The sequence below is a fragment of the Streptomyces sp. NPDC006739 genome (assembly GCF_042869815.1).
In the GTDB taxonomy this organism is placed as follows: Bacteria; Actinomycetota; Actinomycetes; order Streptomycetales; family Streptomycetaceae; genus Streptomyces.
This window is the reverse complement of the sequence record NZ_JBIAGM010000007.1, coordinates 106,698-128,210: the sequence shown is the minus strand read 5'-3', so window position 1 is coordinate 128,210 and position 21,513 is coordinate 106,698. Positions and strand designations below refer to the sequence as shown.

Genomic DNA, 21,513 nt, shown 5'->3' with positions numbered 1-21,513 from the left:
GCGGCACGTGGGCGGGCGGCGGGTCCGAAGACACACCGGGGGCTATGTGAGACCGTAGTGCCAGGAAGCCCGCCCGCAGATGGGGCCGACACCATGGGTCTCACGGATATGGCCAATGAGCACCGGGGCGATCCGTTCGGCATCACGTCCGCCGCCGTCGTCCTGGTGGACGGGGACGGACTGATCCGGTTCTGGAGCCGGAGCGCGGAAACCCTGCTCGGCCACCCGGCGGCCGGTGTGCTGGGGCGCCCCGCGACCGCCGTACTGGCGAGCGAGGACTCGCTGGCGTCCGCGCTGTCCGGAGCGCGCCGGGTCGGGGACGGCTGGGAGGGCCTGCTCACCGCCCGTCACCTCGAGGGCCACCTCGTCGAACTCGCTCTGCGGGCGTGTCCGCTGCGTACGGAGCGGGGCTCCGCCTGGCTCGCCGTCGCCTGTGACACCTCCGAATCGCGCCGGTGGGAGCTGGACCAGGCGGTGATGCGCGGCATTCTGGAGGACTCACCGATCGGCATCGCCGTCCTCGACAGTGAGCTGCGCTTCCAGTGGGTGAACCGGGTGCTGACCGCCATGGAGGGCCTGCCGCCCGAACAGGGGGCCGACGGCACCGCCACGCCCCCGGGGCCGGGCCAGGTGCCGCCGGCCGTGGACTGGCAGGCGCGCCAGGCGCTGATGTCGGGGCGCATCACGCCGGCCCTGGAGCATGTGACGCCCGCGCCCGGTGTGTCCCGCCGCAACTCGCAGGGGCACCTCAGGCTGCGCTCGTCGTTCCCGCTGAGGGACCGCGAGGGGAAAACCCTGGGCGTCTGCCACACCGCCGTCGACTTCACCGCCGAGGACCGGGCCCGCGAGCGGCTCGCCCTGGTCAACGAGGCGGCGCAGCGCATCGGCACCACCCTGGACCTCGACCGCACGGTGCAGGAACTGGCCGAGGTCCTGGTGCCGCAGCTCGCCGACTTCATCGCGATCGACCTCTTCCACGGCGTCCTGGCGGCCAAGGACCTCGCCCCGGGCCCGGTCACCGGGGGCGCTCTGCTCCGGGCGGCGCACCGGTCGATCCACCAGCAGGTGCCGGAGGCGATCGTCCCCGTCGGGGGGCACAGCAAGTATCCGCGCAAGTCCCCGCAGGCACGCTGTCTGACCACCGGCCGGCCGATCCGGGACCCGGTGCTCGACCCGACGACCTGGTGGCTCGCCGAGGACCCCCAGCGCCTCGCCAAGATCACCCAACTTGGCGTGCACACCCATCTGGTGGTTCCGCTGCGGGCCCGGGGGGTGACCATGGGAGTGGTCACGCTGCTGCGCTGGGAGAACCCCCATCCCTTCGACGAGGACGACCTCCTGCTCGTCGAGGAGCTGGTGGCCCGCGCCGCGGTGTGCGTCGACAACGCCCGGCGTTTCGTCCGTGAGCACAACGCCGCCCTCGCCCTGCAGACCAGCCTGCTTCCGCCGGTCCTGCCCGATCACTGCGCGGTGGAGGTCGCCTACCGCTATCTGCCGACCGACGTGGAGGCCGGTGTGGGCGGCGACTGGTTCGACGTCATCCCGCTGTCCGGCGCCCGGGTCGCCCTGGTCGTGGGGGACGTGGTCGGCCACGGCATCCACGCCGCGGCCAGCATGGGCCGGCTGCGCGCGGCCGTACAGACCCTCGCCGACCTGGACCTGCCGCCCGACGAGCTGCTCGCCCACGTCGACGACCTGGTCCTGCGCCTGGCGGACGAGGCGGAAGCCGCGACGGACGGCCCGGTGGTGATCGGCGCGACGTGTGTGTACGCGGTGTACGACCCGATCTCGCGGAAGCTCAACGTGGCGCGCGCCGGACACCCCACGCCCGCCATCGCTCACCTCAGCGAGCCCGTGGAACTCCCCGACATTCCCGCCGGCCCGCCGCTGGGGCTGGGCGGTCTGCCCTTCGAGTCGGCCGAGATCGAGCTGGAGGAGGGCAGCGTCGTCGCCCTCTACACCGACGGCCTGATCGAGGCCTCGGACCGCGATGTCGACGTCGGCTTCGAGCGGCTCTGCTTCGCGCTGGCCCACCCCGACCGGCCGCTGGAGGAGATCTGCGACACGATGGTCCGCATCCTGCTGCCCGACCATCCGCCCGACGACGTCGCCTTCCTCGTCGCCCGGACCCGTGCCCTCCCGCCCGACCGGGTGGCCTCCTGGGAGGTCCCCGCCGATCCCCAGGCGGTGCACGACGTGCGCGACAACACCGCCCGGAAGCTGGCCGCGTGGGGTCTGGAGGACGTCGCCTTCACCACCGAGCTGATCGTGAGCGAACTGGTCACCAACGCCATCAAGCACGCCTGCGGTCCGATCAGCCTCCGTCTGATCCACGAACGCACCCTCATCTGCGAGGTGTCGGACGCCAGCAACACCTCGCCGCACATGCGCCGTGCCCACAGCACCGACGAGGGCGGGCGCGGTCTCTTCCTGGTCGCGCAGGTCGCCCAGCGCTGGGGCACGCGGTACACCGACACGGGCAAGACGCTCTGGGCGGAGCAGCAGTTGCCGGACGGCGGCCCCTGCTGAGAGCGCCACGTGGCGGCCGGTCAGGCCTGCTCGCGCCCGTTCCGCGTGCGCGGGTCCTCGCCCACCGCCGCGTCGAGGAGGGGGCCGAGTTCCCGGGCCACGGTGGTCAGGGCGCGCACGTCCCGCTCGGCCCGGGCGATGAGGACGGCCCCCTCCAGAGCACTGATCATGAGTGTGGCGAGCGCTTCGGACCGGTCCTCGGGCACGCCCATGTCCGCCAGGGCACGGGCCACCGGTCCGGTCCACGTGGCGAAGGCGTCGGACGCGGCCTTTCTCGTGGACGCGGCGGTTTCGGCGCAGTCCACCGTGGCGGCGGCGACCGGGCAGCCGCCCGCGAACCCGGCGGTCTCGTACTCGTCGGTCCACTGCCGCACCATCCGCGCGAACAGGCCGCTGGGCGTCGGCTCGGGCAGCGCGGCCAGAAAGCGGGCGACGCGGTTGCCCGCGTACCGGCCCGCCCAGCCCACCGCCTCGTTGACCAGCTGCTCCTTGCCGCCCGGGAAGTAGTGCTGCAGTGAGCCGCGCGGCGCGCCCGCGTGGGCGGCGACCTCGCGCATCCCGGTGGAGGCGACCCCTTCGCGCCGGATGAGCTGGGCCGCGCTGAAGACCATCCGCTCGCGCGGCCCCCGTTCGGCCATCCCCATGGTCGGCTCCCCCCGGCAGGTCGTGGATGTTCCGTGCCCACTCTATGACCGTCGTCATAGCGAGGGCTACTATGACCGCTGTCATAACAGCCGGGGGCCGGAAGTTGGTGGTGCGTGGTGTACGTCGGTTTCGTGGGCCTCGGCGTCATGGGACAGCCCATGGCCCTCAACCTCGCCCGGGCCGGGACGCCCCTCCTCGTCTGGAACCGCACCCCGGCCAGGTGCGAACCCCTGCGCGCGGCCGGAGCCGAGGTCGCGGCGAGCCCCGGCGAGGTCTTCGACCGGGCCGGGACCGTGATCCTGATGCTGGCCGACGAGAGGGCCGTCGACACGGTTCTGGGACGCGGCACGCGGGACTTCGCGGCACGCGCCGCCGGACACACCGTCGTCCACATGGGCACGACCTCGGCCGAGTACTCGGGCGGACTGCGGGACGACATCCGGGCGGCGGGCGGGAGATACGTCGAGGCCCCGGTCTCCGGTTCCCGCGTCCCGGCCGAACGTGGCGAACTGGTGGGGATGGTGGCGGGCGACGACGACGCCGTGGCGGCCGTACGCCCCCTGCTGGGCCCGCTGTGCCGCGAGACGTTCGACTGCGGTCCGGTGCCGGGAGCGCTGCTGATGAAGTTCTCCGTGAACCTGTTCCTGATCACCCTGGTCACCGGTTTGACGGAGGCGTTCCACTTCGCCGGCCGGCACGGGCTCGACCAGAGCCTGCTGCGGGACGTCCTGGACGCGGGCCCGATGGCCAGCGCCGTGTCCCGTGGGAAGGCGGCCAAACTGGTGGCCGGCGATTTCACCGTCCAGGCCGGCGCCGCGGACGTGCTGAAGAACAACCGGCTGATCGCTCAGGCCGCCCGCAGGGCCCACCTCGCCTCCCCGCTCCTCGACGTCTGCCACGCCCTGTACGGCGAGACCGTCGAGCGGGGCCACGGCGGCGAGGACATGGTGGCCGTCCTGCGCGCCCTGGAGGCCCGGACCGACGGTGTTCGGTCGTGAGCACACGGAGGAAAAGGCGACAAAAGCAAAGGCAAGGAGTGCACTCACTCCTTGCCACTCTCAACGTATAGCGTACCGGGGGGCTTGCGGCAAGGCCCCGGTCATACCGCAGAATCGCTGGCCGAAGCCAGGATCTGCGGAAACGGGAGCCCCACCAAGTGCCATCCGGCGACATGAACCTGACCACCAGTGCGTTCGACCTTCCCGACCGTCTCTCGGCCAAGGCCGACCCGGCGCTGATCGCCGACGACGAACGGCACTTCGCGGCCATCGCGGCGGCCCTCGACGAGACGATCGCCGAACTGTCCGACCGCCTCGATGCCGAGCGCAGGGCGCCCGGCGGCACGGGCCGGCAGGCGATGGACCGGGACGCGGAGATCCACCGGCTCACCGGCCGGCTGCGCGCCCTGCGCCGCTTCGGCCTGGACCTGTGCCTCGGGCACATGGTCGGCGCGGACGACTCCGAGCCCCTGTACATCGGGCGGCTCGGCCTCACCGACAGCTCCGGGCGCCGGCTGCTGGTCGACTGGCGCTCCCCCGCGGCCGAGCCGTTCTTCGCGGCGACCCACGCCCACCCCATGGGTCTGGCAAGCCGCCGCAGGTACCGCTGGACACGCGGACGGATCAGCGACTACTGGGACGAGGTGTTCACGGCCGACGGACTGGACGGCCACGCGGCGCTCGACGACCAGTCCGCCTTCATCGCCAGCCTGGGCGGCAACCGGTCGTCCCGGATGCGCGATGTGCTCGCCACCATCCAGGCCGACCAGGACGCCATCATCCGGGCGGGATCGCGCGGCGCCCTCGTCGTGGACGGCGGTCCGGGCACGGGCAAGACCGTCGTCGCCCTGCACCGCTCCGCCTACCTCCTCTACTCCGACCCGCGCCTCGGTCATCGCCGGGGCGGGGTGCTGTTCGTCGGCCCGCACCGGCCTTACCTGTCCTACGTCGCCGATGTCCTGCCCAGCCTCGGAGAGGAGGGCGTGCAGACCTGCGTCCTGCGCGACCTCGTCCCCGAGGGAGCCGCGGCGACCGTCGAGACCGACCCGGACGTGGCCCGGTTGAAGTCGTCCGCGGACATGGTGCGGGCGATCGAGACGGCCGTCAGGTTCTACGAGGAGCCGCCCACCAAGGGGATGACCGTCGAGACCCACTGGTCCAGCGTCTGGCTGAGCCCCGAGGACTGGGCCGAGGCGTTCGAGGCGGCGGAACCCGGCACCCCGCACAACGAGGCGCGCGAGCAGGTCTGGGAGGAACTGCTCACGATCCTCGCGGACAGGCACGACGACGACCTGGCCCCGCCCGCCCTGCTCCAGCGGTCGCTGCGGCAGAACAGGGGACTGCTGGCGGCCTTCAACCACGCATGGCCGCTGATCGAAGCGGCCGACCTGGTCGCGGACCTCTGGTCGGTGCCCGCCTATCTGCGCAAGTGCGCTCCCTGGCTCGGCCCCGACGAGGTGCGCAAGCTGCGGCGCGAGGCCGCACCCGGTGCCTGGACGGTGTCCGACCTGCCGATTCTGGACGCGGCCCGGCAGCGGCTCGGCGACCCGGAGGCGGCCCGGCGCGAGCGCCGGCACAAGGCGGTCCTCGCCGCCCAGCGTGAGCGTATGACGCAGGTCGTCGACAACCTGATCGCGGCCGTGGCCGACTCCGGCGCCGACGGAGACGACGGCGAAGGTCTGGTGACGATGTTGCGCGGTGAGGACGCCCAGGTCAGCCTGGTCGACGAGGCCGAACTGGCCACCGTGGACCCGGATCTGCTCGCCGGGCCGTTCGCGCACATCGTCGTGGACGAGGCCCAGGAACTCACCGACGCGGAATGGCAGATGCTGCTGCTCCGCTGCCCCTCCCGCAGCTTCACCATCGTCGGCGACCGCGCCCAGGCCAGGCACGGATTCACCGAGTCGTGGCAGGAACGCCTCGAACGCATCGGCCTCGACCGGGTCACCCTGGCCTCCCTGAACACCAACTACCGCACCCCGGAGGAGATCATGACGGAGGCCGAGCCGGTCATCCGGGCCGCGCTGCCCGACGCCAACGTGCCGACCTCCATCCGCAGCAGCGGCGTCCCCGTCCTGCACGGAGCCGTCGCGGACCGGGACTCGATCCTCGACACCTGGCTCTCCGAGCACGCCGACGGGATCGCCTGCGTCATCGGCGACCCCACGTTCCGGGCGACGTCCCGCGTCCGCTCGCTGACCCCGGAGCTGTCGAAGGGGCTCGAGTTCGACCTGGTCGTCCTCGTCGAACCGGAGAACTTCGGCGAGGGCGTCGAAGGAGCCGTCGACCGCTATGTGGCGATGACCCGGGCGACCCAGCGGCTCGTCATCCTCGACAGCCGGGCCGCGTCACACTGACGGCGGGTCGCCGACCACGACTCCCACGACGATGACGTCGACGGCGGCGAGGCCGGCCCCGGACGGGTGAACCCGGCTGCTCCATCAGGGTGATCGCGCGCAGTGCCCGAGCACCGTGCGCGACCCCCGCCTCGATCATCTCCGGGTCGGCGCAGGGCCGGCCTGGAGACGAGGAGTGGCCGGATGTCGGTGCGGAGTGTTTCCCGGAGGCGGCCGGTCCGGCGGCGCACCAGGTGGGCGGCGGTCTGTGCGGGACTCGCACTGGCGCTGACCGGAGGGCTTCAGGGTGAGGCGGCCGCGTCCGCCGGCACCGCCCCGCCGAAACCGTCCGGGCACCTCCTCTCCCTTCCCGTGGCGCTGGCCGCCTCTCTGGTCCACCCGGACGCGCCGCCGCCCGGGGCCGACGACTGGAACTGCAAGCCCGGCTCGGCTCATCCACGGCCCGTGGTGCTGCTCCACGGCACCTGGGAGAACGCCTATGCCAACTGGAGCCTGCTGGCCCCTTGGCTGAAGCAGGCGGGCTACTGCGTCTTCGCCCCCGACTTCGGCGGGGCGCCCGGGGTCCCGTTCAAGGCCACCGCGCACATCCCGGACTCCGCCCGGCAGATCGCCGACTACGTCGACCGCGTACTGCGGGCCACCGGCGCCCACCAGGTGGACCTCGTCGGGCACTCCCAGGGCGGCGGTCTGCTGCCCCGCTGGTATCTGCGGTTCGACGGCGGTACGGACCCCGCGCACCCGGCTCGGAACAAGGTGCACAGCCTGATCGGCCTGGCGCCGTCCAACCACGGTACGACCGGAGCCGGCATCGGCACACTCACCGACAAGCTGGGTCTCACCGAACCCGTCTCCCTCGTCATCGGCCAGGCGTACGCGGATCAGCTGGTCGGCTCGCAGGTGAACACGACGCTGGACCGGGACGGGGACACCCAGCCAGGGGTCGACTACACCGTCATCGCCACCCGTTACGACGAGGTCGTGACGCCCTACCAGCACCAGTTCCTGGCCGCGGGTCCGGGCGCGACGGTCCGGAACATCACGATCCAGGACATCTGTCCTCAGGACAAATCCGAACACGTGTCGATCGCCTATGACACCAACGCCCTCCAACTCGTGGGCAACGCCCTCGATCCCGCCCAGGCGCAACCCGTCCAGTGCGGCATCTCCCTGCCGCTGCTCGGCGGCTGAGGCGACCCCAGGGCCGCCGATCGCTCGTGGGTGAGCGGGTCCGTGGGATCACCCCCGCCCCCCGGTTGTCCGCGACCCGGCAGGTGTCCGAAACCTTCGAAGCCGACACGGCAGTTGGCGATCGCCCAGCACGGGAGCAGGCCGGGACGTGGACCTGATCTGCGGGTTCACCCCCGAGGAGTACCGGGGTCAGGGCCCGGCGCCCGCCCCGGGAGTCGACCTGGCGATCGCCGCCGAAGCGGTCGGGCTGGACAAGGCGGCGGCCGCCGCCTACCGCCGTGCCTGGCCCGGCGTCGGTGATGCCGAACTGTTCACCGTGCTGTTGTCCGACGCGCTCATCCGGATGCCGACCGCGTGGGTGGTGGAGGCCCACACCCGCGGGGGCGGGTGCACCTGGCTTTTCGTCTTCCTCGGCTCGCCGCCGCCGGCGCCCCGGGCTGGCCCCGCTTCACCCCCGAACGCCCCACCACCCGCCTCTGGGACACCCCGCCCACCGACGGCCCCTGCCCTCTGTAGAAGTCCAGGACACCTGGCAGGCCGTCACGGGGGTGTCAGGGCCTGCGACGGGCACCGGGCCCGGTTGTCCGGGCCCGGCTCAACGCCGGAACTCGCCGAGACGGCCCCGACCGAGGCCGAAGTCCACCGACGGCTACCCCCCGCTCCGACTACTCGTCAAACGACTCCGACGGCTCCATAGCCCGCGAAGGATGCTCGGGCCCCGACGGGTAGGAGGGGTGGTCCGGCTTTTCCGGGTGGATGGGTTTCGCCGGGTACTCGGGCTTTTCCGGGTGGATGGGTTTCGCCGGGTACTCGGGCTTTTCCGGGTGGATGGGTTTCGCCGGGTACTCGGGCTTCACCGGGTGAACGGGCTTCGCCGGGTACTCAGGCTTCACCGGGTGAACGGGCTTCGCCGGGTACTCAGGCTTCACCGGGTGAACGGGCTTCGCCGGGTACTCAGGCTTCACCGGGAGGATGGGCTTCACCGGGTACTCAGGCTTCACCGGGTGTGCTGGATAGGCAGGCTTCTCCGGCATCACGGGCTTCACCGGATAGGAAGGCTTGACCGGGCGGACGGCCTTGACCGGGTAGGTGGGCTTGACCGGATACACCGGCTTCACCGGGTAGACGGGCTTGACCGGGTACTCAGGCTTCACCGGGTACACCGGCTTGACCGGATAGACAGGCTTCACGGGAAGCTCGGGCTTCACCGGATAGACAGGCTTCACGGGAAGCTCGGGCTTCACCGGATAGACAGGCTTGACCGGGTACACCGGTTTCACCGGATAGACAGGCTTGACCGGGTACACGGGCTTCACCGGGTACACCGGCTTGACCGGATAGACAGGCTTCACGGGAAGCTCGGGCTTCACCGGATAGACAGGCTTCACCGGACGCTCAGGCTTCACCGGGTAGGCAGGCTTCACGGGAAGCTCGGGCTTCACCGGATAGACAGGCTTGACCGGGTATTCGGGTTTCACCGGGTACACGGGCTTCACCGGGTACACAGGCTTCACGGGAAGCTCGGGCTTCACCGGATAGACAGGCTTCACCGGACGCTCAGGCTTCACCGGGTACACCGGGTACACCGGGTACACAGGCTTGACCGGGTACTCAGGCTTCACCGGATACACCGGCTTGACCGGATAGACGGGCTTCACCGGATACACCGGCTTCACCGGATAGACGGGCTTCACCGGACGCTCAGGCTTCACCCGCGGTACCGGATAAGCCGGCTTCGCCGGGAACGCGGGTTTCGGTGGGTGCGCCGGATGGGGCGGGTACGGTGGGGTGTGGTCCTGGGCGTAGGCGGTTCCCGTGCTCGCCAGGGCGACCGCGCCGAGCGCGGTCGCGCCGAGCGCGGCAGCCACGGCGGCTGACGCCAGACCAGATCGCCAACGCGGCGATGTCGTCATTCTCTCCACTCTCCTCGGCTTGGTTCAGCGCTGGTGACGGATCGTCAGCTCGTCAGCGCCAAGAGCTGGATAGTGAGATGAATAGGAAATCGCACGCATGAATAACGCTTTGATGGCCATAAGCAACCGGATGGTGTAAGCCCGGGGGAAGCACATAGCCCCCGCCGACATGGCCGCCCGCTACGGTCAACGCCCTCCCGCCCCCGGACCGAATCAGCGTGGGACGGCCTCGACGACGGTCATCCGGTACACAACGCGCCGACGCGGAGCGCAGTGCACCTCGACGACGTCCCCCACCAGGAACCGGTCGGCGAGTGTCGGGTTCGTCTCCCGGGAGAACAGCGACCGGTCCCAGGTGTCCACCTCGAAGGACCAGGCCTTCCCCGACGCGGGGTCCTCGACGGAACAGCAGTAGTGCGTGGTGGCGGTCGGTGGCTCACCGCCCTGGGTGACGTAGTCGAAGCGGCAGATGACCGCACCGCGAAACGTCAACTCGGTGGGCACCGCCTGGATACGGCGCCGGGCGGGGAGCCAGAGGGCCCACCCGAGTACGCCGAGGAGCGCCGGCCCGACGGCCAGTGCAGCACCGTGGGGAACGCGCGTGGCCGGGAGGGCCAGGGCGGCCGTGGTGGTGCACCCCGCGAGGGCCAGGAGCACGATTTGCCATATGTGCCCCCAGCGCGGCCGGTCCAGCGGCGCGGTGTCGACGACGTGCCACGATCCGCCGTACGAGGACCAGATCCGGCGCGACTCACGCACCGGCAGTGCCGACTGCGGACCTTTCGCCCCCACCTGCCGTGCCGGAGGCCGGTGTTCGGCGGCGTCCGGGCTCCGGCGCCACCATGTCGCCGCCCGCCGGCCCTCGACTGTCAGCCGGCGGCCGGACCTGCCGGGGAACCGGTCGGAGAAGATGAACGGCAGGAGGATGCCCGGGATGCTCAGGGCAAGGACCACGTGGAACACGCCCTTGCCGATCAGCGCCGCGATCGACAGCATGCCGAGCCAGACCTCGATCGCCACGCCGCCGCCCGACAGCCAGGTCGCCCACTTCCTGCGCGGCGGACGGATCAGTCCCAGGGCCATGGCCTCGTCACGGACACCCTGCTGAAAACCTCGCCACCACACCCAGTACTCGTCGCCGTCCCCCGGGCCGAGGGCGGCTATCGGTACCCGGTCGACATGGAAGCGGCAGCGGTGACGTACGCGTTCGAGCAGGAGTTCCTCGAAGGGGCGCAGGGGGCGGTGGTCGCGGGGTTCGGGGTCGAGGCGGACGGTCAGCGTGCCGTCGGACTTCCGCTCGGCCCTCAGCCGGCCCCTGCCGACCAGTTCGAGGGCGGTCGTCTCGATGGCCTTCGGGGTGACCTCTCCGCCTCCGATCAGCAGGTTCACCACGGCCGCCGGCAGCTCGTCGTACACCGGCGCGGGAATCCGGGCCCGGGGGGCGTCGTACGCGCCGATCTCCTTTTTCACGGACACCCCTCCCCCAGTGCGTCGAGACCAGTCGAACGATCAGTTCATGATCGGACACGGAGCGGGTCCGCGTACATCCGTGAAAACCCCGATTCGAGCACGTAAGGGGCCCGGGGCGCGGGCGGCCGGGCCGTGCCGGTGTCGTATTGTCGCGAGCGTGATGCGGGAACTGACCGGCACGCGGCCGGCCCGGCGGCTGAACGCCTCCGCGCGGACCGGGGCGGCCGACGTGGTCCGGAAACCGTGAGCGGTCCGGTGGACCTCCCCACGCTCGATGATCTCGACCTGCAGCTGCTGGAGGCGCTGCAGCTCGACGGACGCGCGCCGTTCAGCCGTATCGCCGCCGTCCTCGGGGTCTCCGACCAGACCGTGGCCCGGCGGTACCGCAGGCTGTACAACACCGTCCATGTGCGGGTGCTCGGCATGACGGACGAGAACCGGCTCGGGCTGCAGAGCTGGCTCGTGCGGCTGCACTGCGTCCCGGATGTCGCCGAGCACCTCGCGGACGCGCTGGCCAAACGCCCCGACACCCTCCACGTGGCCCTGATCTCCGGCGGAACCGAGATCGTCTGCGGGATGAAGCCGCGCAGCCGCAAGGAGCGGGACGACCTGCTCTTCGGCCGGCTCCAACGCACCCGCCAGATCGTCACCATGACCGCCCACTGCCTGCTGCGCCCCTTCTACGGCGGCTCGCTCGGCCGGTTCGCCAAGTCCGACGTGCTCACCGCCGAGCAGCAGGCCGCCCTGTGCCCGCCGGCCCCGGAGCCCCCGGACGTCCCGGTCAGCCTGGACGCGGCCGACGAGGCGCTGCTCGCGGTGCTCCGCCGGGACGGCCGGACCACCCTCACCGACCTGCAGAAGGCGACCGGTCAGACGGAGTCGGCGGTCAAACGGCGGCTTGAGGCCCTGCGCGCCACCGGCGTGCTGTACTTCGATGTGCAGTACGACCCCGAGCCCCTGGGACGCGGCGTCAGCGCGATGCTCTGGCTCACCGTGGCGCCCCGCGCGCTCGCCGGCGTGGGCCGCAGTCTCGCCCTGCACCCGGAGGTGCGTTTCGCGTCCGCGGCCACCGGTCAGGCCAACATCGTCGCCAACGCCCACTTCCGCAGCCCCGACGAGCTGTACACCTACCTGAGCGAGAAGATCGGCTCGCTCGACGGCGTCCAGACGGTCGAGTCGGCTCTCATCCTGCGCCAGGTCAAGCGGCTCACCTACGAACCCAGCCGCTGACCCGGCGCGTCGTACGGATCCGCTCAGCTGTCCGGATGGGCCAGCTCCAGGTCGAACTCGCGTCCCGGTCCGGCCACGGTCACCGGCGCGGCGACCGGCGGATAGCCACTCGCGATCACCGAGTACTCGCCGGCGTCCAGATCCGTGAAGGCGTAGAGCCCGTCCGGTCCGGTGGTCGCCGTACCGATCACGTTGCCGGCCCGGTCCACGAGGGTGACCCTCGCCTCGGCCAGCGGCCTGCTCTCGGCGCCGGCCCGTACGGTGCCCCGGAGCACCGCCCCCGGCCACAGTGTGACGTCCAGCCGGGCGAGCTGGGGGCCGGAGACCCGCACCGGATGTGCGGCGGGCCGGAATCCGGCGGCGTTCACGACCACCGTGACATCGCCTTCCGGTAGTTCACCGAAGGCGAACCCGCCGGACGTGTCGGTCGTTCCGGCGGCCAGCGCCTCTCCCCGCACATCGGTCACGGCCACCGTCGCACCCGGCACGGGTGCCCCGTCCACGGCCGTGACCACCGTGCCGGTCAGCCCGCTGATCGCGGACAGCAGGACGTCGTGGGGCAGCGGCTCCTCCCCCAACACCACGGTGGACGCCTGCGGTTGGTGTCCCCGCGCCGCCGCGATCAGGACGTAGGAACCGGCCCCGGGCGCGGTGAGCCGGTAACGGCCCTCGGCGTGCGCCACGGCCCGGCCCAGCTGGCGCCCCTGCGGGGAGATCAGCGTCAGCGTGGCTCCTTCCGCGGTCTCTCCCGCCGCCCCGCGTATCCGGCCGTACAGGACGGGACCCGCGTCGGTGTCGGAGGCGGCGCCGGTCGCGCCGGTCGCGTCCCGCGGTCGGCCCGGCCCCGCCGAACGCCCTCGCGCCTGGGCGCCGACCAGCACCGGCTCCCGCTCGGACGAGAACGAGGGCTCGGGCTCGGGCTCGGCCTGGGCGGGCGGCTCCGCGGTGGCGTCGGCGTCCTCGGGTGACGTTCGCCGCGGCGTCCGCAGCAGTACGGCGCCGACGAGCGCGGCGAGCAGGGCCAGGGACGCGGCCACGACGAGGCACAGATGGAGGCCGTCGAGGAACGCCTGGGACAACGCGCCCATGGCCCGGCCGGTGTCCGCGCCCAGGTTCAGCCGCGCCGCCGCCCCCAGACCACCGGCGTCGACGGCGCCGGTGACCCGGTGTGCCACCGGTCCGGTGAGGCCGGCGTCGCGCAGCCGGCCGGGCAGGGCGTGGGTGCTCCTGCTGGTCAGCAGGGTGCCCAGCACAGCCGGGCCGAGGGCGCCGCCGACCTGCCGGAAGGCGTTGTTGCCGGCCGACGCCATACCGGCCAGGTGATGCGGCACGGCCGCGACGGCGGTGGCGGTCATCGGGGTGACCACCAGGCCGAGTCCGGTTCCGAGCAGGGCCAGCCGCCAGGCCAGCGGGCCGAAGGGCGTGCCGGCGTCGATCACGGTCAGGGAGAACAGCGCGCCCGCGGTGGCCAGCAGACCGGTGGTGATCATGACCCGGGGCGGGATCCGGTGCATCACACGGCCCGCCAGCGCCCCCACGACCAGGCACACCGCGCTGACGACCAGCATCCGGTAGCCCGCGTGCAGGGTGTCGAGCCGCTGCACCATGCCGAAGTAGAGGCTGAGGACGAAGAAGAAGCCGATCAGCCCCAGGAAGGTGATCATCGCGATCAGGGTGGTCGCGCTGAAGGCCGGACTGCGGAAGAGCGACAGATCCAGCATCGGGTCGGCGCTGCGCCGCTCGGCCAGGACGAAGACGACGGCGCAGACCGCGGCCAGCGCGAGGGCCGCGATCACCCGGCCTTCGGAGAAGGAGGCGGCGCCGCCCTCGATGACGCCGTAGACCAGCGCGGTGATCGTGACCGCCGCGGTGATCTGACCGGGCCAGTCCAGGCGGCGCTCGCCGGGGGCGCGGGAGTCGGTCACGAGCGGTGCCGCGACCGCCAGGGTGAGGAGCGCCACCGGGACCGTCGGCAGGTAGATCCAGCGCCAGGCGGTGTGGTCGAGGATCACTCCGGCGATCATGGGACCGAGGGCCAGCGCGGCCATCAGGGACGCCGCCCAGAGGCCGACGAAGGTGCCGCGCTTGCGCGGGTCCGGTACGACATGGCTGATCAGGGCCAGTGTGGAGGGCAGCAGCGCGGCCGCGCCCAGACCCGCGACGGCCTGACCGGCCCACAGGACCTCGACCGAGTGTGCCGCCAGCGCGATGGCGGCTCCCAGGCCGGCCAGCCCGAGGCCCGCCAGGTACACCTTCTTCCGGCCGTGTACGTCGCCGAAGACCCCGGCGGTCAGGATGAGAGCGGCCATGGGGAGCACGAAGGCCGAGGACACCCAGGCCAGTTGGGAGGTCGAGGCGTGCAGGGCGCGCTGGATGGCGGGCAGGCTCACCGACACGGTGGTCACGGGCAGATAGGCCACGAACACCCCGAGGCAGGCCATGAAGAGCGTGGCCCCCCGCCTTTCCCGTGGCGCGTTCACCGGTGGCGTGACGTTCACAGAGCTCTCCCTCGTGGCACGGTGTTGCCGCACTCGACCTGACCGACGACACCTTCCGGTCACACCGCCGCCCGATCCAGCCACAGCCTGCGGATCCCGGAAATCCGACATCAGGACCGTCTGTGGGCCGGATTTCCGACAGTGGGACGGACATCCGTGCTGTCGTAGGCCGTGCACAGCGGTATGTGCCCGGACATTGCGGGCGTCTCCACCGCCATGGCGGCACCGACCGGCTTTCATCCGGCGCACGAGCCGCTACGCTGCCAACAGCCCCCGCTCGAAACGTTGTTCAAGAATCCCGGGACTTGAGGAACCCGCAGGCTGTGAAGTCCCTCTGTAGGAGTGACGCCGTGCAGTGCCCGCGTCCTCGGCCGTCCCGACGCCGAAGGCGGGCGGAGGGGAAGGACGGAACGTGCGTAACCGGGAGACGGCGGAAGCCGTGCCCAGGGACGGGGCGCGGATCGGCCGGATCGGCCGCTATCCGCTGCGATGGCACCACGCGCTGCTGACGCTGTGGACGGCCGTCTGGTTCTTCGTGGCCGAACGCCATGGGGCCGTGTCCTGGCACTACCTTCGGCACGGGCAGGAGCTGCTGTTCAGCCGGGAGGCCGGCGGCGGTCTCGCGCTCTACGCCAACCACCCCGAACTGCAGATCGGCCCGGTCAGCTTCCTGGTCGCCGGGCTGTTCGCACCGTTCCCGCTCGAGGTGGGCGAGAAACTCGCCGACGCGTTCATGTCCGGTCTGGGCATGTACATGCTGGTCTTGGTCGGACGTGCCGCCGCCGACCACTACCGGGGCACCGGCCTCAACCACCGTCGCCTGCAGCAGCGCGTGCTGATCGCCGGGTCGGCCTTCATCCCCATGTGGGTGGAGGTCTCGGTCCGTTTCGCGCACCTCGACGACGTCCTGGCACTGTTCTTCACCACGCTCGCCGTGCGTGCGCTGGTCCGCGGCAACGCCACCGCCGTGGGCGTCTTCCTGGCCCTGGCGGTGGACTCCAAGCCCTGGGCGGTCGGCTTCCTGCCGCTCCTGCTGGCACTGCCGCGTCCGGCGCGCCTGCGCTCCGCCGCCTGGGTCTTCGGACTGGTGGCCGCCGCCTGGCTGCCCTTCTACCTCACCCACCTGCAGACGTTCGCCGCCGCCCGCTTCACCATCCCCAACCAGCCCGCGTCCTCCCTGCGCTGGTTCGGGGTGAACGATCCGTCCACCCCCGCGTGGGACCGGCCGGCCCAGATGTCCCTCGGCATGGCCCTGGGAGCGCTGGCCGTACGCCGGAACCGCTGGCCGGCGGTCGTCCTGCTCGCCGCCGACGCCCGCATCGTGCTGGACCCGAGCGTGTACACGTACTACAACGCCTCGGTACTCCTCGGCACCCTGATCTGGGACTCCATCGGCCAGCGCCGGCTGGTCCCGTGGGTCAGCTGGATCGCCCTGATCTCCCTGTACGGCAGCGCCCTGTTCATCCCCTCCGACTCCACCCGGGGCGTCATCCGCCTCGCCTTCGCGGTGGGCTCCGCCGCCTACGTCCTGTGGTCGCCCCAACGCACGCCCCGCAACAAGCGCGGCGGCAGCCAGCGACCGGAGGATCCGCCGCCGTTCCCGGAGCGGGGCGAGTGGGACACCATGCGGCTGCCCCGCCAGCGGCCGGCACCCGCGCCGGGGCTGCCCACGCCGGACCACCCCTGACACTCAGCCGGTGGTCGGCCCCTTCCGGAAGCGGGCGGCCCGCCTCGCGCCGGACGGGGCGTGCCGTGGCGGGGCGTGCCGTGGCGGGGCGCGCCGTGGCGGGGCGCGCCGTGGCGGGGCGCGCCGTGGCGGGGCGCGCCGTGGCGGGGCGCGCCGTGGCGGGGCGCGCCGTGGCGGGGCGTGCCGTGGCGGGCTAGGCGCACGCCTGCCACTGCTTGGGGGACATGCCGTAGGTGTCGCGGAACACCCGGCTGAAATGCGACGCGCTGCGAAAACCCCAGCGCCGTGCCACGGCCGCCACGGTCAGTCCGCGGTGTGACGTGCGGCCCAGATCGTGCCGGCAGAGTTCCAGCCTGCGCTGTCGCACCCACTGGCTCACCGTGGTGCCCTCGCTCTCGAAGAGCTTGTGCAGGTGGCGGACGGAGATGTGGTGGGCGACCGCGATCGACCGGGGTGAGAGGTCCGGATCCATCAGGTGCTCGTCGACGAAGGCCCGGATCCGGGCGGGCAGCCCCGTGCCCGCCCCCGACGCGTCGGTAGCCGTACGGCCGGTCTCCCGGGTCTCCCCGGTCTGTCCGCTCTCGCGGGTCTCTTCCGCCAGGAGTTCCATGACCAGCACGGCGAGCATGTCCACCGCGCCCTGTGCCAGCCGGTCGCCGGTCCTCGGCCCGTGGAACTCCTCCTCGGCGGCGAGCGCGGACAGCAGCACCGAGACCAGTGCGCCCACGCCCGTGTCGCCGCGCACCAAGACCCCCGCGAGACGGCGCAGATCGGAGTCCGGCACGCCCAGGCGGCGTTTGGACACACGGAAGACCGTCACCTCGCGGTCATCGTCGGACCGGACCCCCTGGGGCCGGTCGGGGTCGCAGAAGACCAGGTCGCCGGGCGCAGGTGAGACCTCGGTCCCGTGCCCCGGGATCGCGGCCGTTGCGCGCACGTGCAGGCTCAGATAGAGGAACTCCGGGTGGCCCTCGTCCGGAAGCCGGGAGAGTACGCGCAGGGCACGGGTGTCGGTGGAGATGCTGCCGCTCCTCCTGTGCGGGACCTGCCGCCGAGGGCGGCCTGACTCCCCGCACCCTGCCAAGCGGTCGGCCCAGGACGCATCAGTATGTTGACGGTCCTTCTCCGGCCAGAGCGTCCCGGAGGAACCGGCCGCCCTGTCTGATCGCCGCCACCGTCGGCGGGCTGTCCCGCAGCGGGCCGAGGGACGCGAAGTCGTGCACCGTCCCCAGGTAGCGGGCGGCGACCACCGGGACTCCGGCCCGGCGCAGCAGTCGGGCGTACTGCTCGCCCTCGTCCCGTACGACGTCCGCCTCCGCCGTCACGATCAGCGCGGGCGGCAGCCCCGCGAGGTCGGCCGTGGTCGCCCGCAGCGGCGCTGCCGTGGGCTCGGCCAGTTCGCGGGCCTCGTCGCTGTACTGGTGCCAGTACCAGTCCACGGCCTCCCCGGTCAGCAGGTAGCCGGAGTCGAACTCGTCCCGTGAGGGGGTGTCGGCGTGCGGGTCGGTCATCGGGTAGTACAGCAGCTGGGCACGGATGCGCGGGCCGCCGCGCTGTTTGGCCATCATGGTGAGCGCCGTGGCCATGGTCGCGCCGGCGCAGTCGCCCGCCAGGGCCAGTCTGCGGCCGTCCAGGTCCAGGGCCTCGGCCTCCTCGCACACGGACGTCAGGACGGCGTACGACTCCTCCAGCGCGACCGGGTAGCGGGCCTCGGGGGTGCGGGTGTACTCGGGCACCACGAAGGCGGCGCCGCTCACGGCCGTCAGGTCGTGAATCAGGCGGGCGTGGGTCCGGGCGTCGCCCAGCATCCACCGTCCGCCGTGCAGGTACACGACAACCGGAAGGGGGCCGGCCGGCCGGGCCGGCCGGAACAACCAGAAGCCGACGAGCCCACGAGGGCCCACGGGCGCCACCCGGAACTCGGCCTCCAGGGTGAAGTCGTCGGCCGTGTGGCCCTGGATCTCCAGCAGCGCCTCCCGTCCGTCGGCCGGCCCGAGCTGGTGCAGATACGGCGGCGCGGCGGAGGCGTCGACGAGCCGGCGCACGAGGGCATCGAGGACGACGGCGGGGCGGCTCGGCTCGCCCCTGCCTCTTGCGGGGTCGGAATTCAACGGCTCACGTGTCCTTCCATCGGCACGGTCGATCACAGTTCGTCGAACAGATCGCGAAGCTGGTTGCGGCTGCTGATCCCCAGCTTCGGATACACGTTGTAGAGGTGCGAGCTGATGGTGCGCGGGGAGAGCATCAGCTGCTCCGCGATCTCCCTGTTGCGCAGTCCTCGGGCCGCGAGCCTGACGATCTGGCGCTGCTGGGCGGTCAGTTCCGCCAGCGGGTCGGCCGGGGCGGGGGTGGCTGCCACGCCGCTCGCCCGCAGTTCGGCGCGGGCCTGCTCGGCCAGGCCGGACGCCCCGAGCCGGGTGAACGACTCCAGCGCGGTGGCCAGCAGGGGGCGTGCCTCCAGGGGGCGTCGACGTCTGCGCAGCCACTGCGCGTAGTGGAGCCTTGCCTGGGCCCGGGCCAGGGGCCACTGATCTCCGACCGGGTTGACCGTGGCGAGCCGGAAGTGGTGCTCGGCGTCCTTGGGTTCGCCGACCAGAGCGGCGGCGTGGTGCATCAGCAGTGTCATCCGGGTCGTCGGCCGCGGCCCCACAACGGCGCGCACCGCCGGCAGGACGTGTGCCGCCTCGTCCTGTCGGCCCGTCCGCTGGGCGGCGGCGGCCAGATCCGCGATCGACCGGGGGGACAGGAAGTAGTGCACGGGTGTGCCGTCGTCGTCGAAGAGCGACCGGAACTGCCGGAAGGCGGTGTCGAAGTCGCCGGCCGACGCGGCGGCGGCACCGGCGGCCCTGAGGATGCGTGCGTGCGTGGCGCGGTTCTCCTCCAGGGCGACCGCCGTCCAGGCCGGGTCGGCCGTCAGGCCGGCGGTGCCGCCGCGCAGGGCCCGGAGGGTCACCCGCAGCGCCTCGACGTCGATCTGCACGTGCCTCAGCGCGTGGACCGCCGCCAGCGCCGCGATCCGCTCCAGGTGCTCGTCGGCCTCCGCCCACCGGCCGGTGTCGATCAGCGCCGCCGCCATCGCCGTGAGCGTCGGCGCGGCCGGCCCCATGGCGCCGTATGCCCTGAGCAGCGCGTACACCTGGCGGAACGTTTCCACGCAGAGGTCGGACTCGTCGGCGTACCAGGCCAGTCCGCCGATGGCGAGGGTCCGGGTCATCCCGGCCATGCCGGTCGCCGGCTGCGGCGTGCCGGGGTTTCGGCGCAGGTCCCGCAACAGCTCGGCGGCGCCGGTCGGCCGGACCGCGGCGAGGGTGACGGCCCGCACGGCGGCCCAGCTGTCGCTCGTCGCCAACTCGGAGTAGGGCGTGGGCCTCGTGTCGCGGTAGCCGTCCCCCGCCTCGTCCAGCAGGCCGGCGACCGGCCGCCGGACCTCGGGCAGACCCGACTGGTACGCGACTGCCCCCAGCGCGCTGACCAGGGCGAACATCGTCATTCCGGAGGTGGGAGGGGTCGGCTCGACGGCGCTCGTCAGCACGCGGAAGCCCTGACGCTGGTAACCGGAGAGCGACAGGGCCATGCCGGCGCCGCAGGCCGCCATGCCCAGCAGGTCCCGGTCCTCGGTCAGCGCGGTGACCTTGTCGTACAGCTCGCTGACCCAGGAGGGGTCGGCGGCGTTGGTGGCGGCGTGCAGCGCCTTCACGTACCTACGGGCCCGGTCGGCGGTCGCGGGGCTGCACTCGGCGGAGCGTTGCAGGGCCTGGGCCGCCGCGTGGAAGCCGCCGCGCCGCTCGGCGAGTTCGGCGGTGTCCTCCAGGGCCGCCGCCACGGACTCGTCGTGTCCCACACAGGCGGCGGCCAGGTGCCAGGCGCGTCGGGCCGGGTCGTCCGTGAGGGCCGCCGCCAGATCCCGGTGCGCCTGTTGCCGCAGGTGGGCGGGTGCCGCGTGGTAGGAGCCGGTGCGGGCCAGCGGATGCCGGAAGAGCACCCGGCCGTCCATGACGGCCACCAGGCCGGCCTCCTCGGCCGGGGCCCAGGCCGAGAGATCGGGCCCCGCGCCGGCGGCGGTCATGATCGTGGCGAGGTCCTCGTGCTGCGACGCCGCCGCGTACAGGATCAGCCGCCGGGTCGTCGGCGGCAGGCCGCGCAGCCGGGCGGCGTACATCTCCTGGATGCGCTCCGTCCTCGGCGACTCGCCGCCCGGTGACGCGTCCGCACCGTCCGCTCCGGGCGTGCGGCACAGTTCGATGATGGCCAGCGGGTTTCCGCCGGCCTGCCGCAGCACTTCGATCCTGCTCCGGCCGGTGGGCGCGTGCGGCTGGGCGTCGGCGAGTTCGGCCGCGGCTCGTTCGGTCAACGGCCCCAGCAGCACCGTCGGCAGGTCCGCCGGGACGCCGGCGGGGGCCGTGTGCCCGCGGGCGGTCAACAGCGCGGACATGTCCTGGGCGGTGATCCGGCGCAGTACGAAGGCCAGCACGTCGAGGGAGTCCCGGTCGACGTGCTGCACGTCGTCCAGGGTGAGCAGGAGGCGCCGCCGGTCCGCGACCTCGCCCAGCAGCGTCAGGACGGCCATGCGCAGCAGTGTGGGGTGGGCCGGTTCCCCGGCCGGAGCGATGCCGAAAGCCGTCTCGAGTGCCGTGCGCAGATGGCCGGGCAGCCCGGTTGCCCGGGGCAGCACGGGAAGGAGCAACTGGTGCAGGGAGGCGAAGGACTGCCGTGACTCGGCCTGGGTGCCCTGGGACGCCAGGACGAGCGTGCCTGCGTCCCTCGCGTGGCCGGCGGCGACCGCCAGCAGACTCGACTTGCCCGTCCCCGCCTCGCCGAGCAGGAGCAGCGTCGGTGGTTCGGCGCGGCCCTCGACGACCGCCAGGAGACGGGCGGCCTCCGCCTGACGGCCCACCAGGCCGCCGGGGTCACGCCTCATGCCGCCGCTCCCCCCTTGCCGTGTGCACCGTGTACGCCTTGCCAGGTGCGCGCGCCCTGCCCAGCACAGTGCGAGGCGGA

At 72.4% G+C, this 21,513-nt stretch carries 13 protein-coding genes; 6 read left to right on the top strand and 7 right to left on the bottom strand.

Annotated features, from left to right (window positions below; translation table 11 throughout):
* The first annotated feature begins 93 nt into the window (after window positions 1-93).
* Window positions 94-2,529: a SpoIIE family protein phosphatase gene (locus ACFYMM_RS16645; RefSeq protein ID WP_388386920.1), complete on the top strand. Its 2,436-nt coding sequence runs from the start codon at window positions 94-96 to the stop codon at window positions 2,527-2,529.
* A gap of 20 nt (window positions 2,530-2,549) precedes the next feature.
* Here ACFYMM_RS16645 and ACFYMM_RS16640 read toward each other — a convergent pair whose 3' ends face one another.
* Window positions 2,550-3,173, bottom strand: coding sequence for a TetR/AcrR family transcriptional regulator (locus tag ACFYMM_RS16640; protein WP_388386918.1), 624 nt, complete (start codon window positions 3,171-3,173; stop codon window positions 2,550-2,552).
* A gap of 117 nt (window positions 3,174-3,290) precedes the next feature.
* On the opposite strand from ACFYMM_RS16640, the gene ACFYMM_RS16635 reads away from it, so the two are divergent.
* The 3 genes from ACFYMM_RS16635 to ACFYMM_RS16625 all read left to right on the top strand — a co-directional run bounded on the left by ACFYMM_RS16635 (window position 3,291) and on the right by ACFYMM_RS16625 (window position 7,717).
* The gene (locus ACFYMM_RS16635) at window positions 3,291-4,172 is read left to right on the top strand and encodes an NAD(P)-dependent oxidoreductase (RefSeq protein ID WP_388387344.1); all 882 of its coding nucleotides are present in this window, start codon (window positions 3,291-3,293) and stop codon (window positions 4,170-4,172) included.
* A 173-nt stretch (window positions 4,173-4,345) separates the two neighbouring features.
* Window positions 4,346-6,529: an RNA polymerase recycling motor ATPase HelR gene (helR, locus tag ACFYMM_RS16630; protein WP_388386916.1), complete on the top strand. Its 2,184-nt coding sequence runs from the start codon at window positions 4,346-4,348 to the stop codon at window positions 6,527-6,529.
* Window positions 6,530-6,712: 183 nt separating this feature from the next.
* A complete protein-coding gene (locus ACFYMM_RS16625) occupies window positions 6,713-7,717 on the top strand; it encodes an esterase/lipase family protein (protein ID WP_388386914.1) in 1,005 nt (334 codons plus the stop codon).
* A 665-nt stretch (window positions 7,718-8,382) separates the two neighbouring features.
* On the opposite strand, the gene ACFYMM_RS16620 is transcribed toward ACFYMM_RS16625, so the two are convergent.
* Complete coding sequence (locus ACFYMM_RS16620) at window positions 8,383-9,585, bottom strand: hypothetical protein (RefSeq protein ID WP_388386911.1); 1,203 nt, start codon at window positions 9,583-9,585, stop codon at window positions 8,383-8,385.
* A gap of 258 nt (window positions 9,586-9,843) precedes the next feature.
* On the bottom strand, window positions 9,844-11,100 hold the full coding sequence (locus ACFYMM_RS16615; RefSeq protein ID WP_388386909.1) for a DUF2207 family protein: 1,257 nt from the start codon (window positions 11,098-11,100) through the stop codon (window positions 9,844-9,846).
* A gap of 243 nt (window positions 11,101-11,343) precedes the next feature.
* Here ACFYMM_RS16615 and ACFYMM_RS16610 point away from each other — a divergent pair, with 243 nt between their 5' ends.
* The gene (locus ACFYMM_RS16610; RefSeq protein ID WP_388386907.1) at window positions 11,344-12,330 is read left to right on the top strand and encodes an Lrp/AsnC family transcriptional regulator; all 987 of its coding nucleotides are present in this window, start codon (window positions 11,344-11,346) and stop codon (window positions 12,328-12,330) included.
* 23 nt (window positions 12,331-12,353) lie between these two features.
* On the opposite strand, the gene ACFYMM_RS16605 is transcribed toward ACFYMM_RS16610, so the two are convergent.
* The gene (locus ACFYMM_RS16605; RefSeq protein ID WP_388387342.1) at window positions 12,354-14,771 is read right to left on the bottom strand and encodes an MFS transporter; all 2,418 of its coding nucleotides are present in this window, start codon (window positions 14,769-14,771) and stop codon (window positions 12,354-12,356) included.
* Between the two features lie 469 nt (window positions 14,772-15,240).
* Between ACFYMM_RS16605 and ACFYMM_RS16600 the strand changes: the two genes are divergently transcribed.
* A complete protein-coding gene (locus ACFYMM_RS16600; RefSeq protein ID WP_388386904.1) occupies window positions 15,241-16,515 on the top strand; it encodes a hypothetical protein in 1,275 nt (424 codons plus the stop codon).
* Between the two features lie 193 nt (window positions 16,516-16,708).
* Here the strand turns inward: ACFYMM_RS16600 and ACFYMM_RS16595 are convergent, their stop codons facing one another.
* The 3 genes from ACFYMM_RS16595 to ACFYMM_RS16585 are packed head-to-tail and all read right to left on the bottom strand — an operon-like array spanning window position 16,709 to window position 21,433.
* Window positions 16,709-17,599: a helix-turn-helix domain-containing protein gene (locus tag ACFYMM_RS16595; protein WP_388386902.1), complete on the bottom strand. Its 891-nt coding sequence runs from the start codon at window positions 17,597-17,599 to the stop codon at window positions 16,709-16,711.
* A 19-nt stretch (window positions 17,600-17,618) separates the two neighbouring features.
* Window positions 17,619-18,626, bottom strand: coding sequence for an alpha/beta hydrolase (locus tag ACFYMM_RS16590; RefSeq protein ID WP_388386900.1), 1,008 nt, complete (start codon window positions 18,624-18,626; stop codon window positions 17,619-17,621).
* A gap of 32 nt (window positions 18,627-18,658) precedes the next feature.
* Window positions 18,659-21,433 carry a helix-turn-helix transcriptional regulator gene (locus ACFYMM_RS16585; RefSeq protein ID WP_388386898.1) on the bottom strand — a complete coding sequence of 925 codons (2,775 nt, stop codon included), beginning with the start codon at window positions 21,431-21,433 and terminating at the stop codon, window positions 18,659-18,661.
* Window positions 21,434-21,513: the final 80 nt, after the last annotated feature.

Coding starts and splice junctions, on each gene's coding strand:
- ACFYMM_RS16640 (WP_388386918.1), bottom strand. CDS start 3,173: ATGGGGATGGCCGAACGGGGGCCGCGCGAGCGGATGGTCTTCAGCGCG.
- helR (WP_388386916.1), top strand. CDS start 4,346: ATGAACCTGACCACCAGTGCGTTCGACCTTCCCGACCGTCTCTCGGCC.
- ACFYMM_RS16605 (WP_388387342.1), bottom strand. CDS start 14,771: ATGGCCTGCCTCGGGGTGTTCGTGGCCTATCTGCCCGTGACCACCGTG.
- ACFYMM_RS16585 (WP_388386898.1), bottom strand. CDS start 21,433: ATGAGGCGTGACCCCGGCGGCCTGGTGGGCCGTCAGGCGGAGGCCGCC.
- ACFYMM_RS16625 (WP_388386914.1), top strand. CDS start 6,713: ATGTCGGTGCGGAGTGTTTCCCGGAGGCGGCCGGTCCGGCGGCGCACC.
- ACFYMM_RS16645 (WP_388386920.1), top strand. CDS start 94: ATGGGTCTCACGGATATGGCCAATGAGCACCGGGGCGATCCGTTCGGC.